Raw genomic sequence first — 22350 nt, 5'->3', positions numbered from 1 at the left:
ATGCCCCTGCTCTGGTACGCCCTGCTCGGTCTCTTCTTCGCCGGCTACCTCGTCCTCGCCGGCTACGACTACGGGGTGGGGCTGCTGCTCGCCCGGCGCGACACCCCGGCCGCCCACCGCGCCGGGCTCACCGCGCTCGGCCCGTTCTTCCTCGGCAACGAGGTGTGGCTGGTGGCCACCGTCGGCATCCTCTTCGGCGCGTTCCCCACCCTGGAGGGCGAACTCCTCTCCGGCCACTACCCCGCCGTGGCCGGGGCGCTGGCCGGGGTGATCCTGGTCACCGTCGGGGTGCAGCTACGCAGCCGGCCGAGCGGCCCGGCCGCCCGCCGCGGCTGGGACCGGGTGATCGTGGCCGGCAGCGCGCTGGCCGCCTTCGGCTGGGGCGCCCTGCTCGCCGGGCTGCTCCAGGGCCTGCCGATCGACGCCGCCGGCCACGTCGCCGGGCAGACCCACCTGGCTACCCCGTTCGTCGCCGCCACCGGGCTCGCCCTGCTCGCCCTGGCCGCCGCGCACGGTGCGACGTTCCTCACCCTGCGCCTGCCGGCCGCCGACGCCCCGGCGACCGCCCGGCTGGCCCGCCGGCTGCTCGTCGGGGCGCTCGCCGCGGTCGCCACGGCCACCGCGCTGGGCCTGCTCTCCGACCGGGTACGCGCGGCGACCCGCCAGCCGCTGCCCGCCGTACTGCTGGTGGTGGCGCTGGTCGGGGCGCTGCTGGCGGCCCGCGCGGCGCTGCGCCGGGGTCGGCCCGGGGTGGCCCTGGCCGCCACCGGCGCGGCCCTCGCGCTACCGGTGGCCCTCGTCGGCGCGGCCCGCTGGCCGGCCGTGCTGGTCTCCACGGTCGACCCGGCGGCCACCGTGACCGTCACCGACGCGGCGGCCAGCGGGTCGACGCTGCGGCTGCTGGGCTGGCTGCTGCTGCCCCTCCTGCCGGCCCTACTAGGCTTCCAGGCGATGAGCTGGTGGGTGTTCCGGGGACGGACCGACGGCAGGGCACCGGTGTACTGGTGAACCGCCGTCCCTTCGACCCGCGTCTGCTGCGCCGGGTCCCCGCGGCCCGGCGCGACCTCGCCGTGCTCGCGGCCCTCGGCGGGCTCACCGCGCTGCTGGTCGTCGCACAGGCCACCGCCCTGGCCACGGTGCTCGCCGCCGCCGTCCACGGCCGGCTCGCCACCGGCGCGCTCGCCGGCTTCGTCGCCGCCGTCGGCGGCCGGGCCCTGGTCACCTGGGGGCAGGGCACCGTCGCCGCGCGGGCCGCCGCCACCGTCAAGGCGACGCTCCGCGCCGACCTGCTCGCCGCCGTCGGCCGGCACGGGCCCGGCTGGGTCGCCGGCCAGCGGGCCGGGCAGCTCGCCACCCTCACCGGGCGCGGCCTCGACGCCCTGGACGCCTACTTCACCGGCTACCTCCCCCAGCTCGTGCTCAGCGTCACCGTGCCCGCCGCCGTGCTCGCCCGGTTGGTCTTCGCCGACTGGAGTTCGGCCCTGATCATCGTGCTGACCCTCCCGCTGATCCCGGTCTTCGGCGCGCTGCTCGGCTGGCAGGCCCAGGCCGCCACCGAACGGCAGTGGCGGCGGCTGTCGATGCTCGGCGGGCACTTCCTGGACATGGTCGCCGGGCTGCCCACCCTGCGCGCGTTCGGCCGGGCGCGGGCGCAGACCGGGGTGGTCCGCCGGATGGCCGACGGGCACCGCGTGGCAACCATGGGGACGCTGCGCATCGCCTTCCTCTCCGCGCTGGTGCTGGAGCTGGTCGCCACCCTGTCGGTGGCGCTGGTCGCGGTGCCGGTCGGCATCCGGCTGCTCGACGGCGGGATCACCCTCGCCACCGCGCTGCTGGTGCTGCTGCTCACCCCGGAGGCGTACCTGCCGTTGCGGGCCGCCGGCAGCCGGTTCCACGCCAGCATGGAGGGGCTGACGGCGCTGGACGAGGCACTGACCGTCTCCGCCGTACCGGCCGGAGGTGCCCCGGTGGCCACCGGACGCGTCCGGACGCCGTCCGGCGACGGCGAGATCGTCCTCTCCGGCGTCACCGTCGCCTACGAGCGGACCACCGCCCTGCGGGACGTCACGCTCACCATCCGGCCCGGCGAACGGATCGCCGTCGTCGGGCCGAGCGGTGCCGGCAAGAGCACCCTGCTCGGCCTGCTGCTCGGCTTCGTCACCCCGACCGCCGGCCGGATCACCGTGGCCGGGGTCGACCTGGCCGACGTCGACCCCGACGACTGGCGTCGGCAGATCGCCTGGGTGCCGCAGCGCGCCCACCTGTTCGCCGCCACGCTCGCCGACAACATCCGGCTCGGCGCACCCGACACCCCCGACGCCGACCTGGCCCGCGCGGTCACCGACGCCGCGCTGGACGAGGTGGTGACGGCCCTGCCCGACGGGCTGGGCACCCTGCTCGGCGAGCGCGGCCACGGACTGTCCAGCGGCCAGCGGCAGCGGGTCGCCCTGGCCCGCGCCTTCCTCCGGGCCGCCCCGCTGGTGCTGCTCGACGAGCCGACGGCCCGGCTGGACACGGCGAGCGAGACGACCGTCCTGGACGCCACCCGGCGGCTGGTCGCCGGGCGTACCGCCCTGCTGGTGGCGCACCGGCCGGCCCTGCTGGCGGACGCCGACCGGGTGCTGCACGTCGACGCCGGCCGGGTCACCGAGCTGACCCCGACCGCGGAGGCCGGCCGGTGAGCACCGCCCCTGCCCCCGGCGCGGGAGGCCCGCCGCCGGGCACCGGACCCGAGCGGGTGGTGCTGCGGCTGGCCCGGCCGTACCTGGGCCGGCTGGTCGGGGCCGGGCTGCTCGCGTCGGCCACCGAACTCGCCGGGCTGGCCCTGATGGCCACCGCCACCTGGCTGCTGATGAGCGCCGCCGGCCAGCCACCGCTGGACCGGCTCACCGTCGCCATCGTCGCCGTCCGGGCGCTGGCCGTGAGCCGGGGCGTGCTGCGCTACACCGAACGGCTCGCCGGTCACGACGCCGTGCTCCGCATGATCACCGACGTGCGGGCCCGGGTCTTCGCCAGCCTCGCCGCCCGCCGCGGGCAGGCCGGTCAGCGCAGCGGGGACGCCCTGAGCCGGCTGGTCTCCGACGTCGAGGCGGTGCAGGACCTGCTGCTGCGGGTGCTCGTGCCCGGAGCGGCGGCCGCCCTGGTCGGGGTGCTGGCGGTCGGCGGGGCCGCGCTGGTCTCGCTGCCCGCCGCCGGGGTGCTCGCGGTCGGGTTGCTGGTCGCCGGGGTGGCGCTGCCGGTGCTGGCCACCGCGCTGACCCGCCGGGCCGCCGACGAGGTCGCGCCGCTGCGCGGCGCGCTCGCCACCGACGCCGTCGACCTCACCCACGGTGCCGCCGACCTGGCCGCCTTCGGTGCCACCGACCAGGCGCTGCGGGCCGCCACCCGGCGCGCCGACCGGTTGGCCCGGCTGGAGCGCCGGCTCGCCGCGACCGGGTTCGCGGTGGACGCGGCCGGGGTGCTGGTCGCCGGGCTGACCGCCGCCGGGGTGGTGCTCGCCGCGCTCCGCGCCGACGTGTCCGGGGTGCTGGTGGGGGTGCTCGCCGTCGGCACCCTCGCCGCGGTGGAGATCGCGTTGGCGCTGGTCGGCGCGGCACGTCAGCACACCCAGCTCCGCGCCGGCCTGGCCCGGGTGGCCGCCCTGCTCGACGACGCCCCCACCGCCGACGCCGACGGTGACCCCGGGGCCGGGTCCGGTCGGCGGCCGACGCCGGAGCCCGGCACCGAGGCGGCGGACGTGCGGTTCGAGGGGGTCGTCGTCCGGTACCGGGAGGGGGCCGCGCCCGCGCTGGCCGGGTTCGACCTCGACCTGCCCGCCGGACGCCGGATCGCGGTGGTCGGGCCGAGCGGGGCGGGCAAGAGCACCCTGGCCGCCGTCCTCACCGGATCGGTACGACCCGACGCCGGCCGGGTCACCCTCGCCGGCCGGGACGTCTCGGCGTACCCGCCCGAGGAGCTGCCCCGGATGGTCGGTGGCCTGCTCGCCGAGGCGTACGTCTTCCACGCCTCGGTCCGGGAGAACCTGCTGCTCGGCCGGCCGGACGCGGGCGAGGCGGAACTCGTCGACGCGACCCGCGCCGCCGGCCTGCTGGACTGGGTACGGGAGCAGCCGGAGCGCTGGGACACCGTGGTCGGCGAGGAGGGCGGTCAGCTCTCCGGGGGGCAGCGGCAGCGGCTCGCGCTGGCCCGGGCACTGCTCGCCGCGCCCGGCGTCCTGGTGCTGGACGAGCCGACCGAGGGGCTCGACCCGGTCGCCGCCGACGCGGTGCTCGCCGGGACGCTGGCGGCCACCCCCGCCGGCCGCTCGGTGCTGGTGATCACCCACCGGCTCAGCGGCCTGGCCGGGCTGGACGAGATCGTGGTGCTCGACGCCGGGCGGGTCGTCCAGCGGGGACGGCACACCGACCTGGTGGCCGCCCCCGGCTGGTACCGGGACCAGTGGCTGCTCCAGGCGGCCGCCGAGCGCGGCTACCTGGCCCTGACGCCCTGACCCGTCGCGGCGTACCGGGCCGGCCCCGGAGCGCGGGTCCGGGGATCTCCCCGACGCGCGGGCGCACCGACGCGTGACAGGGTGGTGCCATGCGTGCCTGCGACGGGACGGGGATCGACGAGCGGCTGCGGGACCTGGGGTCCCGGCTGCGGGGTCCGGCGCGGCTACGGGCCGGACTGCTCCGCGAGGTACGCGACGCGCTGGACGACGCCGCCGAGGCGTACCGGGAGCGGGGGCTGCCGGCACGGGAGGCCGAGCGGCGGGCCGTGGCCGACTTCGGTACGCCGGCCGAGCTGGCCCCGACGTACCAGGCGGAACTGGCCGCCGGGGCGTTGCGCGGGCTGTCCCGGCGGGCGCTGCTGATCGCCGTGGTGCTGACCCTCGGCGGTGACCTGACCTGGCGGGGGTCGAGCTGGAGCGGCGGGCCGCCCCCACCGCCGGGCTACCAGGTGCTCGCCGCTTCGATGGACGGGATCTGGCTGGTCGTGGGCGGGCTGGCGCTGGCGGCCCTGCTGGGCGGGCGTTGGGCGGCCCGACGGGGCCGGACCGCCGCGCCGGCCGGGCGGGTGCTCGGGCTCGGGTTGGCCGGCACGCTGGTCGTCGGCGCGCTCGCCGGGGTGGCGCTGTTCGCCTGGTCGGCCGGGCTGTGGGAGGCGGCCCTGACCTGGCCGCCGATGATCATCGGTTCGGTGCTGGCCGGCGCCGCCTACTTCACGCTCTTCCGGGCCACCCGGCTGTGGCTGGTGGCCGCCCGCTGACGCCACGTCCCGGCGGCCGCCCGCCCGGCCGGCCCGGGGTCAGACCGGCGGTCAGGCCGGCGCGGACGGTGGGGCGGCGGGGTCGAGGAACCGGCCGACGGTCGCGCTGAACTCGCGCCAGCCGGCCCGTTCACCGGCCAGCGACGCCCGGCCGGAGTCGGTGAGCCGGTAGGTGCGCCGCTCCCGACCGTTGACGGTGCTCCAGGAGCTGGCCACGCGACCGGCCCGCTCCAGCCGGCGCAGCGCGGGATAGATGGTGCCGGTCGGCAGGTCGAGCTGCCCGTCGCTGCGGACGCGCAGGGCCTCGATGACGGCGTAGCCGTGCAGCTCACCCTGCTCCAGCACGGCCAGGAGCAGGGCGTCGAGGTGACCGTGCAGCGCCTGAGCCTTCATGCGTAGTTACGCTACTTGTCGGCCCGCCGGACCGCCAGCGGGACACGGGCCCCGGACGCCATCGGGGTGCCGCCTCCCGGTGCCGCCGAGGTGCGGGTTCGCGCCGCCGCCGGGGTGCGGGGTCCGCCGACGCAGGGACGCCCATTAGGGTATGTGCCCAGAGTCACTCGGCGACCGCGCGGCCGCCGGGTGGGCAAACCCGACGCACACGGAGGTCAGCGTGGTCCGCCAGTCGCCCCAACGGCCCGACGCCGACGAACCCGAGCTCGACGACACCGACGGGCCGGCCGGGCCCGACGTGGAGCCCGGCCCGGTCGACCGCTCGCTCTGGGACGAGCTGAACATCGATCCGGTCGAGATCGCCCTGCCCGCCGGCACCGGCTTCACCCTCCGGGCGTACCGGCCGGCACGCGAGCTGACCCCGACGGACGTCGTCGAGCGCGACGAGGACGACCCCTTCCTGGCCCGCCGTCAGGTCGTCGAGGCCGAGGACGACGACGAGGTGGTCATCCTCGACGAGGAGTTCGCCGCCCTCACGGCGGAGGACGACGAGGCGGACGCCAAGGCCGGGGGCGACGGCAAGCGGGCCGACCGCAAGCGCGACACCGCCGACGCGGACGGCGACACCGACACCGTCGACCCGGACGCCGACGCCACCGACGACGACACGGACGCGGACACCGACGGCGACGAGGAAGCCGACGCCGAGGGCGACGAGGAGGTGCCGGTCTTCCTGAGCCACAAGGGCCGGCTGCTGCTGTTCAAGACGCCCGAGTCGTTGGTCAGCTTCGTCCGCTCCGGCGCGCCCAACGACATGTCTCAACTGGACGGTTGGAATGAACTGTCCGAACGGGTGGAGCCCGCCGACATCGCCCCGCGCGACGAGGACACCTACGAGCTCGACCTGGTCGTGGAGAACCTGCGCGGCGGGCACGACACGTGGGATCCCACCCTGCTCATCGAGGCCGGCGAGGTCGCCCGCGACCTGTCGTACGCGCTGCGGCTACCCGCCGTGCTGGACATGCTCTCGGCCGGTTCCAGCCTGGACGACCTCGACGAGGCGCTGCGCGCTTCTGTCAACGGCGGAGTCGGTGGTTTTCTCGGCCGTAGGCGGCTGAAAAAAATCGGGGCCCAGACCGCAAGCTTGGGATGGCGCACCATTGTCGGCAAGATCTCTGCCGTCGTGGACTGGCGCGACTGACCCCGAGCGGGGAGCATCAGTGGCTGGCAGTGAATAGACCGGTGTCCCGGGAGGAGGACGACGCCTTGGCGCTCGTGCGCGTGTACTGCGGTCTGGCCTCGGCAGATCCGGCCGACCGACCGGCCTCGGCCGGATCGACGCTGACGTCCGCCGTGGTCGACGACGCAGGCCGTCTGCTGCATGTCTACGAGATCAGCGACGACGCGGCCGGCTACGCCCGGCTCGTCACGCTGTTCGTGGAGCGGTCGGGCGGGCCGAGTGGCGTGGCGATCGCCGCCGACAGCGACGACCACGCGGTCACCTCACTGCTGAGCGCGGCCGGCCGTCCACTCGCGATCGCCGACGACGACTCGGTCGACGACTTCGCCGAGCGGTTCGCCGACGACGACTCCCTGGAGGAGATGCAGTCCGCGCCGGCCGAGCGGCGGGCGGTGGGCCTGGCCCGCGCCCTCCAGGCCGGCGCGCTCTCCGCGGTCACCCTGCCGACCCCCCGGGACCTGGCCGGTTTCAAGCAGGTCCTCGCCGCCCACGCCGCCCTGTCCAGCGGCCGGCACTCCGCCGCCGTGGCCCTGCGCGAGGTGCTCCGCGAGCTCTACCCGGCGGCCCTGCGGGCCTACCCGGACCCGGCCGAGCCGGTGGCGCTGGCCGTCCTCGACGCGTTGCCCGAGCCGAACATGCTCACCGGCACGTCGGCCCGGGGCCGGGACATGTCGGTGGCCGCCGAGGCGGTCACCGCACGGCTCACCGCCGACGGCGTCGCCGAGGCGGGGGAGATCGAGGCGGCGGTGACCGCGCTGCGGGTGGCCATCTCCGAGACCCCGCGCCGGGCCGCCGTCAACCGGGCGCTCACCTCCGCCGTCGCCGAGACCGTCAGGCAGTCGGTCGCCGCGGTCCGCGCCTGCGACGCCGGCTGCGAGGCCCTGGTGGGCGCGCTCGCCACCCGGGTCAGCGCCCCGAGCCCGTTGCCCGGTCGCCGCGCCGCCGCCCGTCGGGGCGAGCAGGTCGCCGAGCTGACCGGGATCAGCGGCACCGGTCCCGGGCTGCGTCCGGTCCGGCCCGCCGAGCCGGCACCACCGGTACCGACCGGTCGTCGTAGCCGCCCCGAGCCGGTCCCCGGCAGCGGTATGCCGACCGCACCCCGACCGCTCGGCCCGCCGCCGGTGGCACCCGCCCCGATCACCCCGCCCCCGGTGGCCCCGGCACCGGTCACCCCGGCCGCCGCGGCCGGCCTGCCGACCTCGGTGCCGCCCGCGCGTACCGACCCGGGCATGCCGGCGGTCCGTCGCGGGTCGGACGCGCCGACCACGATGATCCCGCCGATCCGTCGCGGGATGGACGCCCCGGCGAACCGGCCGGTGTCGGCCCCGCCGCCGCCTCCCCCGGGGATCACCCCGATCGCTCCGGCGCAGCGCGGCACCGTGCCACCCGCCGAGGCCGGTGAGCCGTTCCGGCCGACGCTGACCACCGCCGCGATCAACAACGCCCGCGCCGAGCGGCAGCGCACCGTGATCCCGCCCCGGCCGAAGACCACCGGTGCGCTCTCCACCCCCACCGGCGGATTCAGCGCCACCGACCTGAACGTCCCGGTGCCGGTCAGCCGGCCCGAGCCGGAGCAGCCCACCGCCCCGCCCGGGTCGCGGGCGAACTGGCCTCTGGTCAACAACCCGGAGGACCCGGCCGACAGCTCCGCCAACAACCCGGTGGTGCCGGGGTACGGCGAGCGGGCCGGCCGGTCGGCCGACGCCCCCACCGACACCGGTGCCGGGCGGCGCATCACCCCGCCGTGGCTCGCCGACGACCTGCCGCAGGAGCCGCCGATGTTGCGGCTGGTCGAGCCGCCGCCGCTGGCCGACCGGGCCCTGCGGGACGGGCTGGACACCCCCGCCGACCCGCACCTGGACACCCCGCCGCTGCGGCTGGTGGACCGGGACGAGGCCGGCCGGGCCGGGCGACCCCACCGGGCCGAGCGGGCGGAACAGCTGGACCGCCCCACCCGGGCCGAGCGACCGGGTCGGCTGGACCGCCCCGCCGACCGGCTCGACCGCCCGGAACGTCTGGACCGGGCGGAGCGGCCGGAGCTGCTCGACCGGGTCGAGCGGCCGGCGCGCGGTGAACGGCCGGGCCTGGAGCGGCGACCGGAACCGGTCGAGCGCCGTCCCGCGCCGATGGAGCACCGCCCGCCGCCGGTCTCCGACGAGGGCGACGGCGACCTGCTGATCTTCGCCCAGGCCAAGTCGGCCTGGTTCGTCGGGCACGGCGACGAGAGCGACCTGCAGTGGTCGTCCACCGCGGACACCGGTTGGCAGGCCGCCGAGAAGGTGGCGCAGCCGGCTGTCGGCGCGGAGACATCCGCCGGGCTGCCCAAGCGGGTTCCGCAGGCCAACCTGGTGCCCGGTTCCCCGCTGCGCGAGGAGCGTCCGCTGCGGATCGTCAGGGACGCGGCGAGCCTCGCCGAGAACACCACCGGTTACTTCCGTGGTTGGCGTCGCGGCCAGGAGATCGGCGGTTTCGCCGTCGGCGGCCGACCCGGCCGGGAGGCGGCCGGCGGCTGGGACTTCAGCCGCGACCCGACCGAGCGCGACGACGACCGGGAGTACGAGTTCCGCTCCGCCGGCTACCGCTCCTGACCCTCTGACGGCTCACCGCTGGCCCGACCGGTTCCTCCGGTCGGGCCAGCGCCGTCGTGCGGGCCTGACCGCACCCGCCCCACCCCGGGACTCTCTCCTAAGGTCGTCGACCCCGCACAGCGGCCCGCAGAGCCGGCGCACGGGCCGGGGCACCGCAGGCCCTCCCCACCACCGCACGCGGGCCCGGGGCACGGGAGCACGACGGCGCAGGGCCGCCGGTCTGCTCCCGGCGTACGGGTCGGGAAACACGGACGCGCCCGGTCGCGGCCGGAGCCGCCACCGGGCGCGTACGAGGTCGGTCAGGCCGGGGCGACCGCGCGCGAACGACGCATGGTCAGCACGTACTCGACCAACGAGATCAGCACGTGCTTGGTCGACTCCCGGTTACGGGCGTCGCACGCGACGACCGGCACGTCGGTCGAGATCGCCAACGCGTCCCGGACGTCCTGCGGGTCGTGATACTGCATCCCGTCGAAACAGTTGATCGCCACCAGGTACGGCAGCCGCCGGTGCTCGAAGAAGTCGATCGCCGCGAAGCAGTCGGCCAACCGGCGGGTGTCGACCAGCACCACGGCACCGATGGCACCCCGGACCAGTTCGTCCCACATGAACCAGAACCGCGTCTGACCGGGTGTACCGAACAGGTACAGGATCAGATCCCGGTCGATCGAGATACGGCCGAAGTCCATCGCCACCGTGGTCGTCGTCTTGCCCGGCACCTGCCGGGTGTCGTCGACGCCCACACCGGCGGAGGTCATGATGGCCTCGGTGGTCAGCGGCGTGATCTCCGAGACCGAGCCGACCAGCGTCGTCTTGCCGACGCCGAACCCACCGGCGATAACGATCTTCGCCGACGTCACGCGCCCGTTCGGGGCAGGCGGCCGCTGCGACATGTCAGAGCCTGCGAAGTCCACTCAGCACCCTCTCCAGCAGTTCAGTGCCCACCGCGTCGTCCGAGTCGTCCAAGATGGTCGGCTCGTGGACCGCGACCAGGCCGTCCGTCGCCATGTCGGCGATGAGCACCCGGGCCACGCCGAGCGGAAGCTGCATCCGCGCCGCGATCTCGGCGAGCGACTGCACACGTCCGTCACACAGCGCGGCGATGTACTGGTGCTCCCGGCCCTGACCGCCGTTGCCACCGGCAGCAGCGCGACCGCGCACCGTCGTCTCGACGAGCGCCTCCAGGGCGATGTCGAGCCGGGGACGGGTACGACCGCGGGTAACGGCGTACGGCCGGACCAACGCACCTGTCGGTTCGTCACGATCGACCATGTCGCCGCTCACCTCCTTCGTCCCCGGCACCGGCTCTCGCCCGGTGGAACCCGTCGTTCTTGTCGTTCCGTGCCGACCAGGCGGTCAGCCCGGTCAGCCCATCATCCCGACAGCCGTACGGGCCTGCGGCGTGAGCGCGTCACCGACCCGGTCGACCAGCAGCGCCATCTCGTACCCGACCTGACCGACGTCGCAGCTGCGCGCGGCCAGGACGGCGAACGACGAGCCGTCCGAGATGGACATGAGGAACAGGAAACCGTTGTCCATCTCGACGACGGTCTGCAACACCGCGCCGCCCTCGAAGCAGCGGGCCGCGCCCTGGGTCAGGCTGACCAGGCCGGACGCGATCGCGGCCAGCTGGTCGGCCCGGTCCCGGGGCAGGTCACGCGACGAAGCGAGGAGCAGGCCGTCGGCGGAGACCGCGACCGCGTGCGCGACACCCGGCACCCGGTCGGCGAAGTTGGCCAGCAGCCAACCCAGATCCTGCGTACTTGTCATCCTTCTTGCTCCTTCTGCCCGCTCCCGCCCGCCAGGCCGGAGCCAGACGACGAGGATTGCTGCCCGCCCGGAGTCGCGTCCGGGTTGGTGGGGTTGTCCGAGGTGGTCCGGCCGCGTTGCACACCTCGATGGTAGGCCGAGAGCAGACCCCTGACCGCTTCCGGCGTCCGCCGCTGCACCGACGTGGTCGGCTTCTCGATCGCCCCCGGCACGAGCTGCGCCATCGGCGTCCGCTTCGGCAGGCCGGTCTGGGTGGTGCCGGCCACCGGTGCCTCGGTCGCGGCCACGGCGGCCCGCCAGCCCTCGTCGGCGGCGGTCTGCCAGCCGGCGGGCGGCGCGGCGGAACGTCGGGTCGCCGGGCCGTCGCCGCGCCCGGGGAACCCGCCGCCGTTCACTGTCGACCCGTTGTCACGCGGCACGCCCCCGGCCGGCGCAGTGTCTGCCATCGGTGCGCTACCTGTCGTCCCTGGTGCGGTGTACTGGGCCGGGTGACCGGCGGTGTCGACGGCCGCATGGGTGGCCGTCGTGCCGTTGGCCGCCTGCTTGGCGCCGGCCGCGTCCTCGGGGCCGGGCTTACGGGTACGGAACCAGGCCGACTCCAGCTCCCGGAAGATCGGCAGCTCCATCGTCTCGTCCGCGTACCGCTGCTGGGGAACCTGCTGCGGTGCCGACGGCCGGTTGACCGGCGTCGTCTGGGCGGCCCGCACCGGCGGGGCGGGCTGCCGCGTGACCGGTGCCGCCGGCTCGGAGCGGGGCACCCGGGGCAGCTCGGTGGTCATGTCCAGCGCGGCGGCGAGCCGCTCGGGAACCGGCGGGGTGGCCGTGTCCCGCTCCGGGTTCGCCACCGGCGGCCAGGCCGGCGGGGCGGCGGCGCCCGGCGCGGCCCCGCCCGAGGTGGGCCGGGACGGCAGCGGGCCGGTGGGCGACCCGGAGACCGGCGCGACCGGACCCGGCTGACCGGAGTACGGGGACGCCGACACCGGGTAGCCCGGTGCGGGCTGACCCGACACCGGGTAGCCGTAGGTCGGCTGGCCGGAGACCGGCTGACCGGAGACCGGCTGGCCGGACACCGGGTAACCGGAGACCGGCTGACCCGAGACGGGCTGGCCGGACACCGGCGCGACCGGGTACGCGGGCGGCAGCGGCGGGGCCGACACCGGCGGTACCGGCGGCGAGCTGTACGGCCGGGCCTCGGGGCTGCTCGGCAGCTGGCGCGGGATGACCGGCTGCTGGCCGGTGCTGTCCGGGTCGTCGGTGCTCCGCCGCTGCGGCAGCGGGTCGATCGCCTGCCCGTTGGTGGCCCGCGGGTTGGTGAAGCCGTCACCACCGTTGATCCCGCTGGCGCCGGTGAGGTCGGACCAGGCGGGCATCCCGCGTCCGCCGTTGGCGGGGGCGGGCGAGCCGTTGCGCGGTGCCGGGTCGAAGGGCCGGCCGCCGAGGGTGACCTGGTTGCCGGAGTCGCCCGGCCGGGGGGCCGGCGGTTGGCCGTTGCCGAGCGCGGGAAGCGCACCGAAGGTCGACGGGGTGCCGGCACCGCCGAAGGCCGACGCGGCACCGGAGCCACCGAACGCCGGGGCAGCGCCGCCGAACGCCGGGGCGGACCCGCCGCCGAACTGCGGGCCGCCGGCCGGCAGTCCCGGCGTGCCGGGGGCCCGGCCGCTGAGGGCCCGGGGTACCAGCACCGACGTGGGCAGGACGACCTCGGCCACGGTGCCCCGGTCGGTGCCGGGCCGCAGCTCGACCTTGACGCCGTGCCGGGACGCCAGCCGGGCCACCACGACCAGGCCCATCATCCGGGAGACGGCCACGTCCACCTGGGGTGGCGTGGCGAGCCGCTCGTTGAGGTCGGTCAACTGCTCGGCGCTGATGCCGATGCCCCGGTCCTCGACGTAGAGCGACGCGCGGTCGCCGACCCGCCGGGCCTCGACCATCACCTGGGAGTCCGGCGGGGAGAACGCGGTCGCGTTGTCGAACAGCTCGGCGACCAGGTGCACCAGGTCGTTGACCGCGTGCGCGGAGACCTCGATGTCCCGGTCGATGACCCCGAACTCGATCCGGGTGTAGTGCTCGACCTCGGACTGGGCGGCGCGCAGCACGTCGATCAGGGCGGCCGGTTCGCGCTGCACCCGGGTCGAGTCGGCACCGGCGAGGACCAGCAGGTTCTCGTCGTTGCGGCGCATCCGGGTGGCCAGGTGGTCGAGCTGGAACAGCTCGGCCAGCCGGTCCGGGTCCTCCTCGCCGCGCTCCAGCCGGTCGAGGTGGCCGATCAGCCGGTCGACCAGGATCTGCGAGCGGCGGGCGAGGTTGACGAACATCGTCGCGACGGAGGAGCGGAGCGCGGCCTGCTCGGCGGCCGTCCGGACGGCCTCCAGGTGGACGGCGTTGAACGCCTCGGTCACCTGGCCGAACTCGTCGCGGCTGCGGACCGGCAGCGGCTCGGCGATCTGGTTGGCGAGCTGGGCCGGGGACTGCTGGCCGGTGAACTGCGGGTCGCGCAGCCGGGCCACCGCCTGCGGCAGGCCGAACTGGGCGATGGACAGCGCGCCCTGGCGCAGTTCCCGCAGGGAGCGGGCCATCGACCGGGCGACCAGGTAGGCGAAGAGGATCGCCAGCAGCAGCATGCTCAGCAGCAGGCCGGTCTCCAGGAAGACCTGACGCTGCACGTCGGAGCGCAACTCGTCGGCCTTGGCCACCACGTCGCTGTCGAGGCGTACCTCGACGGCCCGGTTGAGCTGGGCGTACGCGACCATGGCCGCGTCCCACTGGTCGGTGCTGAAGGTGAGGCCGTCGAGCTTGTCGCTGTTGAGCGCGCTGACCTGGCCGGCGTAGATGTCGGCCTGCCGCCGGTCGGAGCCGGAGACGGTCTGGTCCTGGAACTCGCGTTCGGCGCGGCTCGCCACGGCCTGGAAGCTCTGCAGGGCCTGCTGTTCACCGGTGTTGCTGGAGATGTACAGCTCACGCAGGGCCGGGGTGTACGCCCGCTGGAGCAGCACCTGGTGCACCGCGATCCGGCGGACGGAGGCGTACTCCTTGGCGCGGGCCATCGCGGCGGCGGCGCGCATCTGGTCGCTCAGGTCGTTGTCGCCGGCGAGCTGGGTGGCCGAGTCACGGATGGTGATCAGGTTGTTGATCAGGCCGGTGTACCGGCTGACCGCCTCGCTGAGCCGCAGTTTGCCGTTGTAGACCTGGCTGCGGATGCCGGGCATCTCGGTCAGGTCGCTGTCGATCCGGTCGAGCTGCGTCTCCAGGGTGGCCGGCAGTCCCTCGATCTCGGCACGCTGCTGCGAGTACGGCGCCTTGGACTGGTCGACCCGCTGGTTGACCCGGTTGTACGCCTCCTGGTATTGGGCGCGGGCCTGCCCCTTGGGCGAGCCGAGCAGGAGGACCGCGTTGGTGCGCTCGTCCTGGAGGGTGTTGACGAGGTCGCCTGAGTAGCCCACCAGGTTGGCCAGGTCACCGGCCCGGTTGGCGTTGTTGAGCGTCTGCAGGTGGTCCACCAGGCCGCTGGTGCCCACGACGACCGTGGCGATGGTCGGCACGATCATGATCAGCCCGAGCTTGGACCAGATCGGCATGTCGCGGAGCCGGCCGGCCGGCCGACGCAGACGCGACAGGAAGGAGTTCGCCGTCGTTGGCCGTTTGCTCACGTCACCGCCCTCGCGATTACAGCGTCTCCGCGTTGCCACGGGCAACGCCCAGCGGCCGACCCGGCGGGTCGGACCTCCGAGATTCCATCACGCCTCCCCTGAAAGAGAAAGCCCAGGTTGTCGGTCGCCGGAGGTGTGATGAGATGTTGATGCAATTTGATCGCAATCCGTCTTTCCGGAGTTACCCAAAGTAATGGAATATCGCCACCGCGTCGTCCTCCTCGCCGGTCCCTCCGGGTCCGGAAAGTCGTACATAGCGCAACGAACCGGCCTTCCCGTGCTCTGCCTGGACGACTTCTACAAGAACGGTGATGACCCTACGTTGCCGCGACAGAACGGACTGGTCGACTGGGACGCGCCCGAGTCGTGGGACGCGGGAACGGCGGTGGAGACAATTGCCCAACTGGCCCAGCAGGGCCGGGCCGATGTGCCGGTCTATGCGATCGGTGCCGATCGACGGGTGGCCACCCGGCCATTCGAGGTGACCGGATCGCCACTCTTCATCGCCGAAGGGATTTTCGCCGCCGAGATCGTCGCGGAATGCCGCCGCCGCGGGCTGCTCGCCGGGGCGTACGCGCTGCGCCGGCCGCGTGGGGCGACCTTCGTCCGGCGGCTGGCCCGCGACCTGTCCGAACAGCGCAAGGCACCGCGGGTGCTGATCCGGCGCGGGCTGGCGCTGCTGCGCGCCGAACCGGCGGTGCTGCGGCGGCAGACCGGCCTCGGTGCCGAGGCGGCCCACGCGCGGGAATTCCTGCGCCGGGTGGCCGACCTGGTCGCCGGCCACCCGCACCGCTGAGTCAGCCGATCAGCTTCGCGTACGCCGGCTTGATCACCTCGTCGATGATCGCCAACCGCTCGTCGAACGGGATGAAGGCGCTCTTCATCGCGTTGACCGTGAACCACTGGAGTTCCTTCCAGCCGTAGCCGAAGTTCTCCACCAGCAGTGCCATCTCGCGCGACATCGAGGTGCCGCTCATCAGCCGGTTGTCGGTGTTCACCGTCACCCGGAACCGCATCTCCCGCAGCAGCCCGATCGGGTGCTCGGCGATCGACGCCACCGCCCCGGTCTGCACGTTCGACGACGGGCACAGCTCCAGCGGGATGCGCTTGTCCCGCACGTACGCCGCCAGCCGGCCGAGCTTCGGCACCGGCCCGGGGGTGATGTCGTCCACGATCCGCACCCCGTGGCCGAGCCGGTCCGCCCCGCACCACTGGATCGCCTGCCAGATCGACGGCAGCCCGAACGCCTCACCGGCGTGGATGGTGAAGTGGAAGTTCTCCCGCTGGAGGTACTCGAAGGCATCCAGGTGGCGGGTGGGCGGGAACCCGGCCTCGGCGCCGGCGATGTCGAAGCCCACCACCCCGGCGTCACGGTGCCGCACGGCCAGCTCGGCGATCTCCTGCGACCGGGCGGCGTGCCGCATCGCGGTGAGCAGGGTGCCGACCCGGATCGGGTTGCCCGCCCCGGCGGCCTCCGCGCTGCCCTCCACGAAACCGGCGACGACCGCCTCGACCACCTCGTCCAGGGTGAGGTTCTGCTCCAGGTGCTGCTCGGGGGCGAACCGGACCTCGGCGTAGACCACGCCGTCGGCGGCCAGGTCGAGCGCGCACTCCCGGGCCACCCGACGCAACGCCGGGGCGGTCTGCATGACCGCGACAGTGTGCGCGAACGTCTCCAGGTAGCGCTCCAGCGAGCCGGAGTGCGCCGCCTCCGCGAACCACCGGCCGAGCGTGTCGGGATCGGTGCTCGGCAGCTCGTGCCCCACCTCGGCGGCCAGCTCGACGACCGTCGCCGGCCGCAGGCCGCCGTCGAGATGATCGTGCAGCAGCGCCTTCGGGACCTTGACGATGTCCTCGTATCGGATTGCGACCATCCCCCGACCCTAGTCACGCCCCCCGACCGCCCGCGATCAGGCTCGCGCGCGCCGCCCGGCCCGCACGGTCCGCACGTCGGGCGCACGTCGGGCGCGCAACGTCGCCGATACGGCGGTGTCCGCGCGAACGGATGCCGCCACCTCGTCCCACCTGCGCCGGGCAGGATTCCCGAGGTCGGGAGGCACCTCCGCGCCGGGCAGGGCTCCCGAGGCCGGGAGGGACGCCCGCGCCGGGCAGGCACACCGTCGGCCCGGTCGGGGGTGCGCCGTAGGCTGCTGCGGGTGACCGCGCCGCACCCGTTCGAGCAGCCCGTCGACGCGACGCACCCGCAGATCGTTGCCCGGCTGCGCTGCCCGGTCTGCGCCCTGCCGCTCGCCGCCGCCACCGACACCCGCGCCCTGCGCTGCCCCCGCCGGCACAGCTTCGACCTGGCCCGCCAGGGGTACGTCACCCTGCTCGCCGGCCGCGCCCCGCACGTCGGGGACACCGCCGACATGGTCGCCGCCCGGGCCGACTTCCTGGCCGCCGGGCACTACGACGTGATCTCCTCCGCCCTGGCCGAGGCGGCGACCTCCGCCCTGGCGACACCGACCGGCCCCGCCGGGGCGAGCGCACCGACCGGCCCCGCCGGGGCGGACGGGCCGGAGCGGGCGGGCTTCGGGGCGTACCCGCTGGTGGTGGAGGCCGGGGCGGGCACCGGCCGGCACCTCGCGGCGGTGCTTTCGGCATGGCCGGACGCCGTCGGCCTGGCCCTGGACGTCGCCAAGCCGGCGCTGCGCCGCGCCGCCCGCGCCCACCCGCGCGCCGCCGCCGCGCTCGCCGACACCTGGCAGCGGTTGCCGCTGGCCGACCGGTCGGTGGCCGTGCTGCTCGACGTCTTCGCCCCGCGCAACGGCGACGAGTTCCACCGGGTGCTGCACCCGGCCGGGGTGCTGCTGGTGGTCACCCCCACCGACGCCCACCTCGCCGAGCTGGTCGACGTCCTCGGGCTGCTGCGGGTCGACCCGGCCAAGGCCGACCGGGTCGCCGACAGCCTCGCCGGGCGGTTCACGCCGGAGCACACCGCCGTGCACACCGCCCGGCTCACCCTCGACCGGGCCGAGGTCGGCACCCTGGTCGGGATGGGGCCGAGCGCCTGGCACACCGACCCGGCGCGGCTCGCCGCCGCGATCGACGCGCTGCCCACGCCGGTCACGGTGACCGCGTCGGTACGCCTGACCACCTGGCGTCCCCGCACCACGACGTGACGGGACACGGGCAGGCGACGCCACCGCGGGCGCGGCAACAATCAGGTGGAGAGGTCGACCTCTTCCCAGCCGGGCGGCTCGTCGTGGTAGGGGCCGCGCAGCACCACCGCCCACTCCAACGCCCACCGGCGCTGGCCGATCGCGTTCGCGTCCACCAGGCCCGGCAGCCGGTGCCCCGACTTCTCCACCTCCAGGTACGCCCAGTCCAGGCAGTAGTGCAGGTCGAGCAGGGCGGCGGCGTCCGCCGGGTGCTGCGGGGCGGCCAGGATGCGGGCCTGCCACTGACCGAAGGTCTCCCCCCCGGCCAGGTACGGCATCCGCTCCACCAGCCGTTCGTCCACCGGGATGGTCGGGTCGAGCTGCTTGCTCAGACCCAGCACCCAGGACAGTGAGAACAGCGCGTCGTGGTGCAGGACGAAGGAGCGGTGGTCGCCCTTGCCGCCCACCACGAACTGCCACTCGGGCGGGGTGACCATGTCGACCAGGTGGGATTCGAGCAGCCAGCTCATCGCCGTCTGCGCCGGCATCCCGAAGCACCGGGCCAGGATCAGGTGCAGCACCGCGATGCGCGCCTCGATCTCCCCGGTGGGTCGCAGTTCGATCTCGTCGCCCGGCTCCCAGACCAGGGGAAACTGGGCCGGCGGCAGGGGCAGGCGCAGCCGGGACAACTCGTCGAGGCTCGCCTCGCGGACCTCGCGGGGATCGGGCGCGGCTACCAGCACGATCGGATTCCCTGTCTGCTCACGCGGCGTCACCGCCGTTCGGTCCCCCTGACCAGGGAGGATAGCGTTCCGTCGCGGCCGGCACCATGCCGGCCGGCCCCCATCGGGCCGACCGGTGGCCGGTGTCGCCGACCGTCAGCCGATCCGCTCGATGACCAGCGGCGACACCGACGGCGCGGTGGCCGAAACCCGGACCGCGCGGGCCGCCTCGGCACGCGCCGCCGGCAGCCGTACCGTGTCGTCGGCACGCAGCTCGTACAGCGGTTCACCGACCCGCACCGGGTCGCCGGGCCGCTTGTGCAGCACCACCCCGGCGGCGGCGCTGACCGGGTCCTCCTTGCGGGCCCGCCCCGCGCCGAGCCGCCACGCGGCCACCCCGATCGCGTACGCGTCGACGGACTCGACGAAGCCGTCGGTGTCGGCGCGGACCACCTCGACCTCGTTGGCGGCGGGCAGCTTGGCGTCCGGGTCGCCGCCCTGGGCGCGGATCATCGTGCGCCAGGCGTCCATCGCCCGTCCGTCGCGCAGCGCGGCGGCCGGGTCGGCGTCGGGCAGGCCGGCCGCGTCGAGCATCTCCCGGGCCAGGGCCAGGGTCAGCTCCACCACGTCGGCCGGGCCACCGCCGGCGAGCACCTGCACCGACTCGGCCACCTCGACGGCGTTGCCGACGGTCAGGCCGAGCGGGGTGGACATGTCGGTGAGCAGGGCGACCGTGCGCACCCCGTGGGCGTCGCCGAGCGCCACCATCGTCCGGGCCAGTTCGCGGGCGTCGGCCACGGTCTTCATGAACGCCCCGGAGCCCACCTTGACGTCGAGGACCAGCGCCCCGGTGCCCTCGGCGATCTTCTTGCTCATGATCGAGCTGGCGATCAGCGGGATCGCCTCGACGGTGCCGGTGACGTCGCGCAGCGCGTACAGCTTGCGGTCGGCCGGGGCGAGCGCGGCGCCGGCCGCGCAGATCACCGCGCCGACGTCGCGGAGCTGGGCGATGAACTCGTCGTTGCTCAGGGCCGCCCGCCAGCCGGGGATCGACTCCAGCTTGTCGAGGGTGCCGCCGGTGTGCCCCAGCCCCCGGCCGGAGAGCTGCGGGACCGCGCCGCCGCAGGCCGCCACCAGCGGGGTGAGCGGCAGGGTGATCTTGTCGCCGACGCCGCCGGTGGAGTGCTTGTCGACAGTCGGCCGGTCCACCGCCGACAGGTCCAGCCGCTCGCCGCTGGCGATCATCGCGGCGGTCCACCTGGCGATCTCCGGCACCGACATGCCGCGCAGCAGGATCGCCATGGCCAGCGCCGACATCTGCTCGTCGGCCACCAGCCCCCGGGTGTACGCGTCGACCACCCAGTCGATCTGGCCGTCGCTGAGCACACCCCCGTCCCGCTTGGCCCGGATGACGTCGACCGCGGTAAAAGCACTCACCGTTGAGTTCCCTCTGAAGTCGTTGCAGTGACCGGCGCGCGGGCCGGACGGGTCAGGACGCGGCCCAGCGGGCCGGGATCTCCACCGGCGGCTCGCCCTCACCGGCCCAGAAGATGGTGCCCTCGGCGTCCACCACCACGACCCTGGGCGTCCGGGCCAGCCCCCAGGTGATCGCCTCCGCCGGGTCGCCCCAGCTCGGGCCCTCCTCCAGCACCCCGGGCCCGGCCTCGTCGCTGTCGCCCGCCGACCGTTCCCAGTACGCCGTCCAGATCTGCTGCCCGGCGGAGAGGTCCGGGTGCACGAAGACGGTGCCCCGGCCCCGCCAGGCGGCCAACCGGTCCGGCACCACCGGCACCGGGTTCTCGCCGACGACCGCCTCGATGTCGGCCACGTCGAAGGCGTGCGGCAGCAGCTCCGCCATCCGCAGCGGACCGGTCCTCGACTCGACCAGGCACTCCGGGCCGCCGTTCTCCCAGAGCAGTTGCCGGCACCTGCCGCACGGCATCAACGGCTCCCCGGTGGCGTCGACGCAGGACATCGCGACCAGCCGGCCGCCGCCGGTGGCGTGCAGCGCCGAGACCACCCCGCACTCGGCGCACAGGGTCACCCCGTAGCCGGCGTTCTCCACGTTGCAGCCGACCACCACCCGGCCGTCGTCGACCAGGGCCGCCGCGCCGACCGGGAACTTCGAGTACGGCACGTAGGCGTGCCGCATCACCTCGGTCGCGGCGGCCCGCAGGCGTTCCCAGTCGATCTCGCTCATCCCCTCATTCTGCCCAGGTCACCCCGCACGGGTGCGGGAAGGGTGCCGGTCGGCCGTCCGCCGTGTCCGCGCCGGCCCGCTGCGGGAGTCGGGCCCCGCCCGCCGAGAACGGCACGGGCCCGGCGGGGAGGTCCCCGCCGGGCCCGCACGGGGGCCGTCGTTCAGCCCTTGACGTACGGCTTGCCGTCGGCGGCGGGTGCCCGGACCCGACCCACCAGCCCGGCCACCGCGAGGATGGTCGCCAGGTAGGGCAGCATCGCCAGGAACTGGTTGGGGATGCTGCTGCCGATCGCCCCGAGGTAGGTGGCGAGCTGGTCGGCGAAGCCGAAGAACAGCGCGGCGAGCAGCGCGCCGGTCGGGCTCCACCGGCCGAAGATCAGCGCGGCCAGGGCGATGAAGCCCTTACCGCCGATCATGTTCTTGGTGAAGCTGTAGAGCGCCAGGGTGTACGACGCGCCGCCGATGCCGGCCACCACGCCGGCCAGCAGCACGTTGCGGTACCGCAGGCTCAGCACCTTGACCCCGAGGGTGTCGGCGGCGGTCGGGTGCTCACCCACCGAACGGGTCCGCAGGCCCCACCGGGTACGGAACAGCGCGAGGTGGATGACCAGCACCAGCAGCAGGCCGAGGTAGAGGAAGATGTTTCCCCTGAACAGCGCCGGACCGAGCAGCGGGATGTCCTTCAGCAGCGGGATCTCCCAGTTGCCGAACCGCGGCGCGCTGTTGTATTTGTCCGCGTCGGTCTGCATCAGCCGCTCGTAGAGGAAGCCGGTGACGCCGACCGCCAGCAGGTTGAGCACCACCCCCATCACGACCTGGTCGACCAGGTAGCGGATGGCGAAGACGGCAAGCAGCAGCGAGATGAACGCGCCACCGACCGCCGCCGCCACCAGGCCCACCCAGACGTTGCCGCTGAGGCTGCCGAAGAGCGCGCCGCTGAACGCGCCCATCAGCAACTGCCCCTCGATGGCGACGTTGACCACGCCGGACCGCTCGCAGAGCACCCCGGCCAGCGCACCGAAGATCAACGGCAGGGCCAGCACGAAGGTGCCCCGGACGATGTTGACCATCGGCATGAAGTTACGGCCCTCGGGTGCGGCGGAGACCTGCCAGCACAGGAAGCTCAGCACGAAGGCGACCAGCCCGACCCCGAGGACCAGGGTGAACCAGCGCTTCGGGACCCCGGCCAGCAGCGCGCCGCCGGCCCCGGCGGCGACGACCCCGAACAGGATCGCGCCGAGGGTGCCCTGGATCTCCAGCGCCGCGCCGCCCTCGGTCTCGCTGAGGGTGAACCGGGCCTGCTGGCCGGTGGCCAGCGCCCCGAACAGCACGGTGGCGAGCACGCCCAGCGCCAGCAGGACCGCGCCGACCTTACGGGGACGGGTCCAGAAGCCCTCGTCGACCGCGGCCACGGCGACGTCGGGGACAGCGGTGGTGGACAT

18 protein-coding genes are annotated in these 22350 nt (G+C 74.9%); 8 read left to right on the top strand and 10 right to left on the bottom strand.

What is annotated here, in order from left to right; genetic code table 11:
• The 4 genes from B5D80_RS12020 (at position 1) to B5D80_RS12005 (ending at position 5247) form a co-directional block, all read left to right on the top strand.
• Positions 1-1008, top strand: coding sequence for a cytochrome d ubiquinol oxidase subunit II (locus B5D80_RS12020; protein WP_088643919.1), 1008 nt, complete (start codon positions 1-3; stop codon positions 1006-1008).
• Entirely contained in the window at positions 1005-2681 is a 1677-nt protein-coding gene (cydD, locus tag B5D80_RS12015; RefSeq protein WP_088643918.1) for a thiol reductant ABC exporter subunit CydD, read from the top strand. The genes B5D80_RS12020 and cydD overlap by 4 nt, the downstream gene beginning before the upstream one ends.
• Positions 2678-4489 carry a thiol reductant ABC exporter subunit CydC gene (cydC, locus tag B5D80_RS12010; RefSeq protein ID WP_088643917.1) on the top strand — a complete coding sequence of 604 codons (1812 nt, stop codon included), beginning with the start codon at positions 2678-2680 and terminating at the stop codon, positions 4487-4489. Before cydD ends, cydC begins: the two co-directional genes overlap by 4 nt.
• Positions 4490-4578: 89 nt before the next feature.
• Positions 4579-5247: a permease prefix domain 1-containing protein gene (locus B5D80_RS12005; protein ID WP_088643916.1), complete on the top strand. Its 669-nt coding sequence runs from the start codon at positions 4579-4581 to the stop codon at positions 5245-5247.
• 51 nt (positions 5248-5298) lie between these two features.
• Here B5D80_RS12005 and B5D80_RS12000 read toward each other — a convergent pair whose 3' ends face one another.
• The gene (locus B5D80_RS12000; RefSeq protein ID WP_088643915.1) at positions 5299-5640 is read right to left on the bottom strand and encodes a PadR family transcriptional regulator; all 342 of its coding nucleotides are present in this window, start codon (positions 5638-5640) and stop codon (positions 5299-5301) included.
• A 151-nt stretch (positions 5641-5791) separates the two neighbouring features.
• On the opposite strand from B5D80_RS12000, the gene B5D80_RS11995 reads away from it, so the two are divergent.
• Both B5D80_RS11995 and B5D80_RS11990 read left to right on the top strand, forming a co-directional pair.
• Positions 5792-6841, top strand: a complete 1050-nt coding sequence (locus B5D80_RS11995) for a DNA primase (protein ID WP_088643914.1) — start codon at positions 5792-5794, stop codon at positions 6839-6841.
• Between the two features lie 41 nt (positions 6842-6882).
• On the top strand, positions 6883-9468 hold the full coding sequence (locus B5D80_RS11990; protein WP_088643913.1) for a serine/threonine-protein kinase: 2586 nt from the start codon (positions 6883-6885) through the stop codon (positions 9466-9468).
• A 299-nt stretch (positions 9469-9767) separates the two neighbouring features.
• On the opposite strand, the gene B5D80_RS11985 is transcribed toward B5D80_RS11990, so the two are convergent.
• The 4 genes from B5D80_RS11985 to B5D80_RS11970 form a co-directional block, all read right to left on the bottom strand.
• A complete protein-coding gene (locus B5D80_RS11985) occupies positions 9768-10361 on the bottom strand; it encodes a GTP-binding protein (protein WP_088643912.1) in 594 nt (197 codons plus the stop codon).
• A 1-nt stretch (position 10362) separates the two neighbouring features.
• Positions 10363-10740 (bottom strand): DUF742 domain-containing protein, encoded by a 378-nt coding sequence (locus B5D80_RS11980; RefSeq protein ID WP_088643989.1) that lies wholly within the window; start codon positions 10738-10740, stop codon positions 10363-10365.
• Between the two features lie 93 nt (positions 10741-10833).
• Positions 10834-11238 carry a roadblock/LC7 domain-containing protein gene (locus B5D80_RS11975; RefSeq protein ID WP_088643911.1) on the bottom strand — a complete coding sequence of 135 codons (405 nt, stop codon included), beginning with the start codon at positions 11236-11238 and terminating at the stop codon, positions 10834-10836.
• Complete coding sequence (locus B5D80_RS11970; protein WP_088643910.1) at positions 11235-14885, bottom strand: nitrate- and nitrite sensing domain-containing protein; 3651 nt, start codon at positions 14883-14885, stop codon at positions 11235-11237. Before B5D80_RS11970 ends, B5D80_RS11975 begins: the two co-directional genes overlap by 4 nt.
• Before the next feature lie 322 nt (positions 14886-15207).
• On the opposite strand from B5D80_RS11970, the gene B5D80_RS11965 reads away from it, so the two are divergent.
• Complete coding sequence (locus B5D80_RS11965; protein ID WP_245854484.1) at positions 15208-15681, top strand: nucleoside/nucleotide kinase family protein; 474 nt, start codon at positions 15208-15210, stop codon at positions 15679-15681.
• 1 nt (position 15682) lies between these two features.
• Here the strand turns inward: B5D80_RS11965 and B5D80_RS11960 are convergent, their stop codons facing one another.
• Positions 15683-16759, bottom strand: coding sequence for an adenosine deaminase (locus B5D80_RS11960; RefSeq protein ID WP_088643908.1), 1077 nt, complete (start codon positions 16757-16759; stop codon positions 15683-15685).
• A gap of 333 nt (positions 16760-17092) precedes the next feature.
• Here B5D80_RS11960 and B5D80_RS11955 point away from each other — a divergent pair, with 333 nt between their 5' ends.
• Positions 17093-18007, top strand: a complete 915-nt coding sequence (locus B5D80_RS11955) for a putative RNA methyltransferase (protein WP_342747110.1) — start codon at positions 17093-17095, stop codon at positions 18005-18007.
• A 41-nt stretch (positions 18008-18048) separates the two neighbouring features.
• Here B5D80_RS11955 and B5D80_RS11950 read toward each other — a convergent pair whose 3' ends face one another.
• The 4 genes from B5D80_RS11950 to B5D80_RS11935 form a co-directional block, all read right to left on the bottom strand.
• Positions 18049-18729: a DUF4272 domain-containing protein gene (locus B5D80_RS11950; RefSeq protein ID WP_088643907.1), complete on the bottom strand. Its 681-nt coding sequence runs from the start codon at positions 18727-18729 to the stop codon at positions 18049-18051.
• 135 nt (positions 18730-18864) lie between these two features.
• Entirely contained in the window at positions 18865-20145 is a 1281-nt protein-coding gene (locus B5D80_RS11945) for a thymidine phosphorylase (protein ID WP_088643906.1), read from the bottom strand.
• A gap of 52 nt (positions 20146-20197) precedes the next feature.
• A complete protein-coding gene (locus B5D80_RS11940) occupies positions 20198-20908 on the bottom strand; it encodes a cytidine deaminase (RefSeq protein ID WP_088643905.1) in 711 nt (236 codons plus the stop codon).
• A 161-nt stretch (positions 20909-21069) separates the two neighbouring features.
• The gene (locus B5D80_RS11935; protein ID WP_088643904.1) at positions 21070-22350 is read right to left on the bottom strand and encodes an ABC transporter permease; all 1281 of its coding nucleotides are present in this window, start codon (positions 22348-22350) and stop codon (positions 21070-21072) included.

This window comes from Micromonospora wenchangensis (assembly GCF_002210435.1).
Lineage (GTDB): Bacteria > Actinomycetota > Actinomycetes > Mycobacteriales > Micromonosporaceae > Micromonospora > Micromonospora wenchangensis.
The sequence above is the reverse complement of the archived record's forward strand: the minus strand, read 5'-3'. Positions and strand labels throughout refer to the sequence as shown.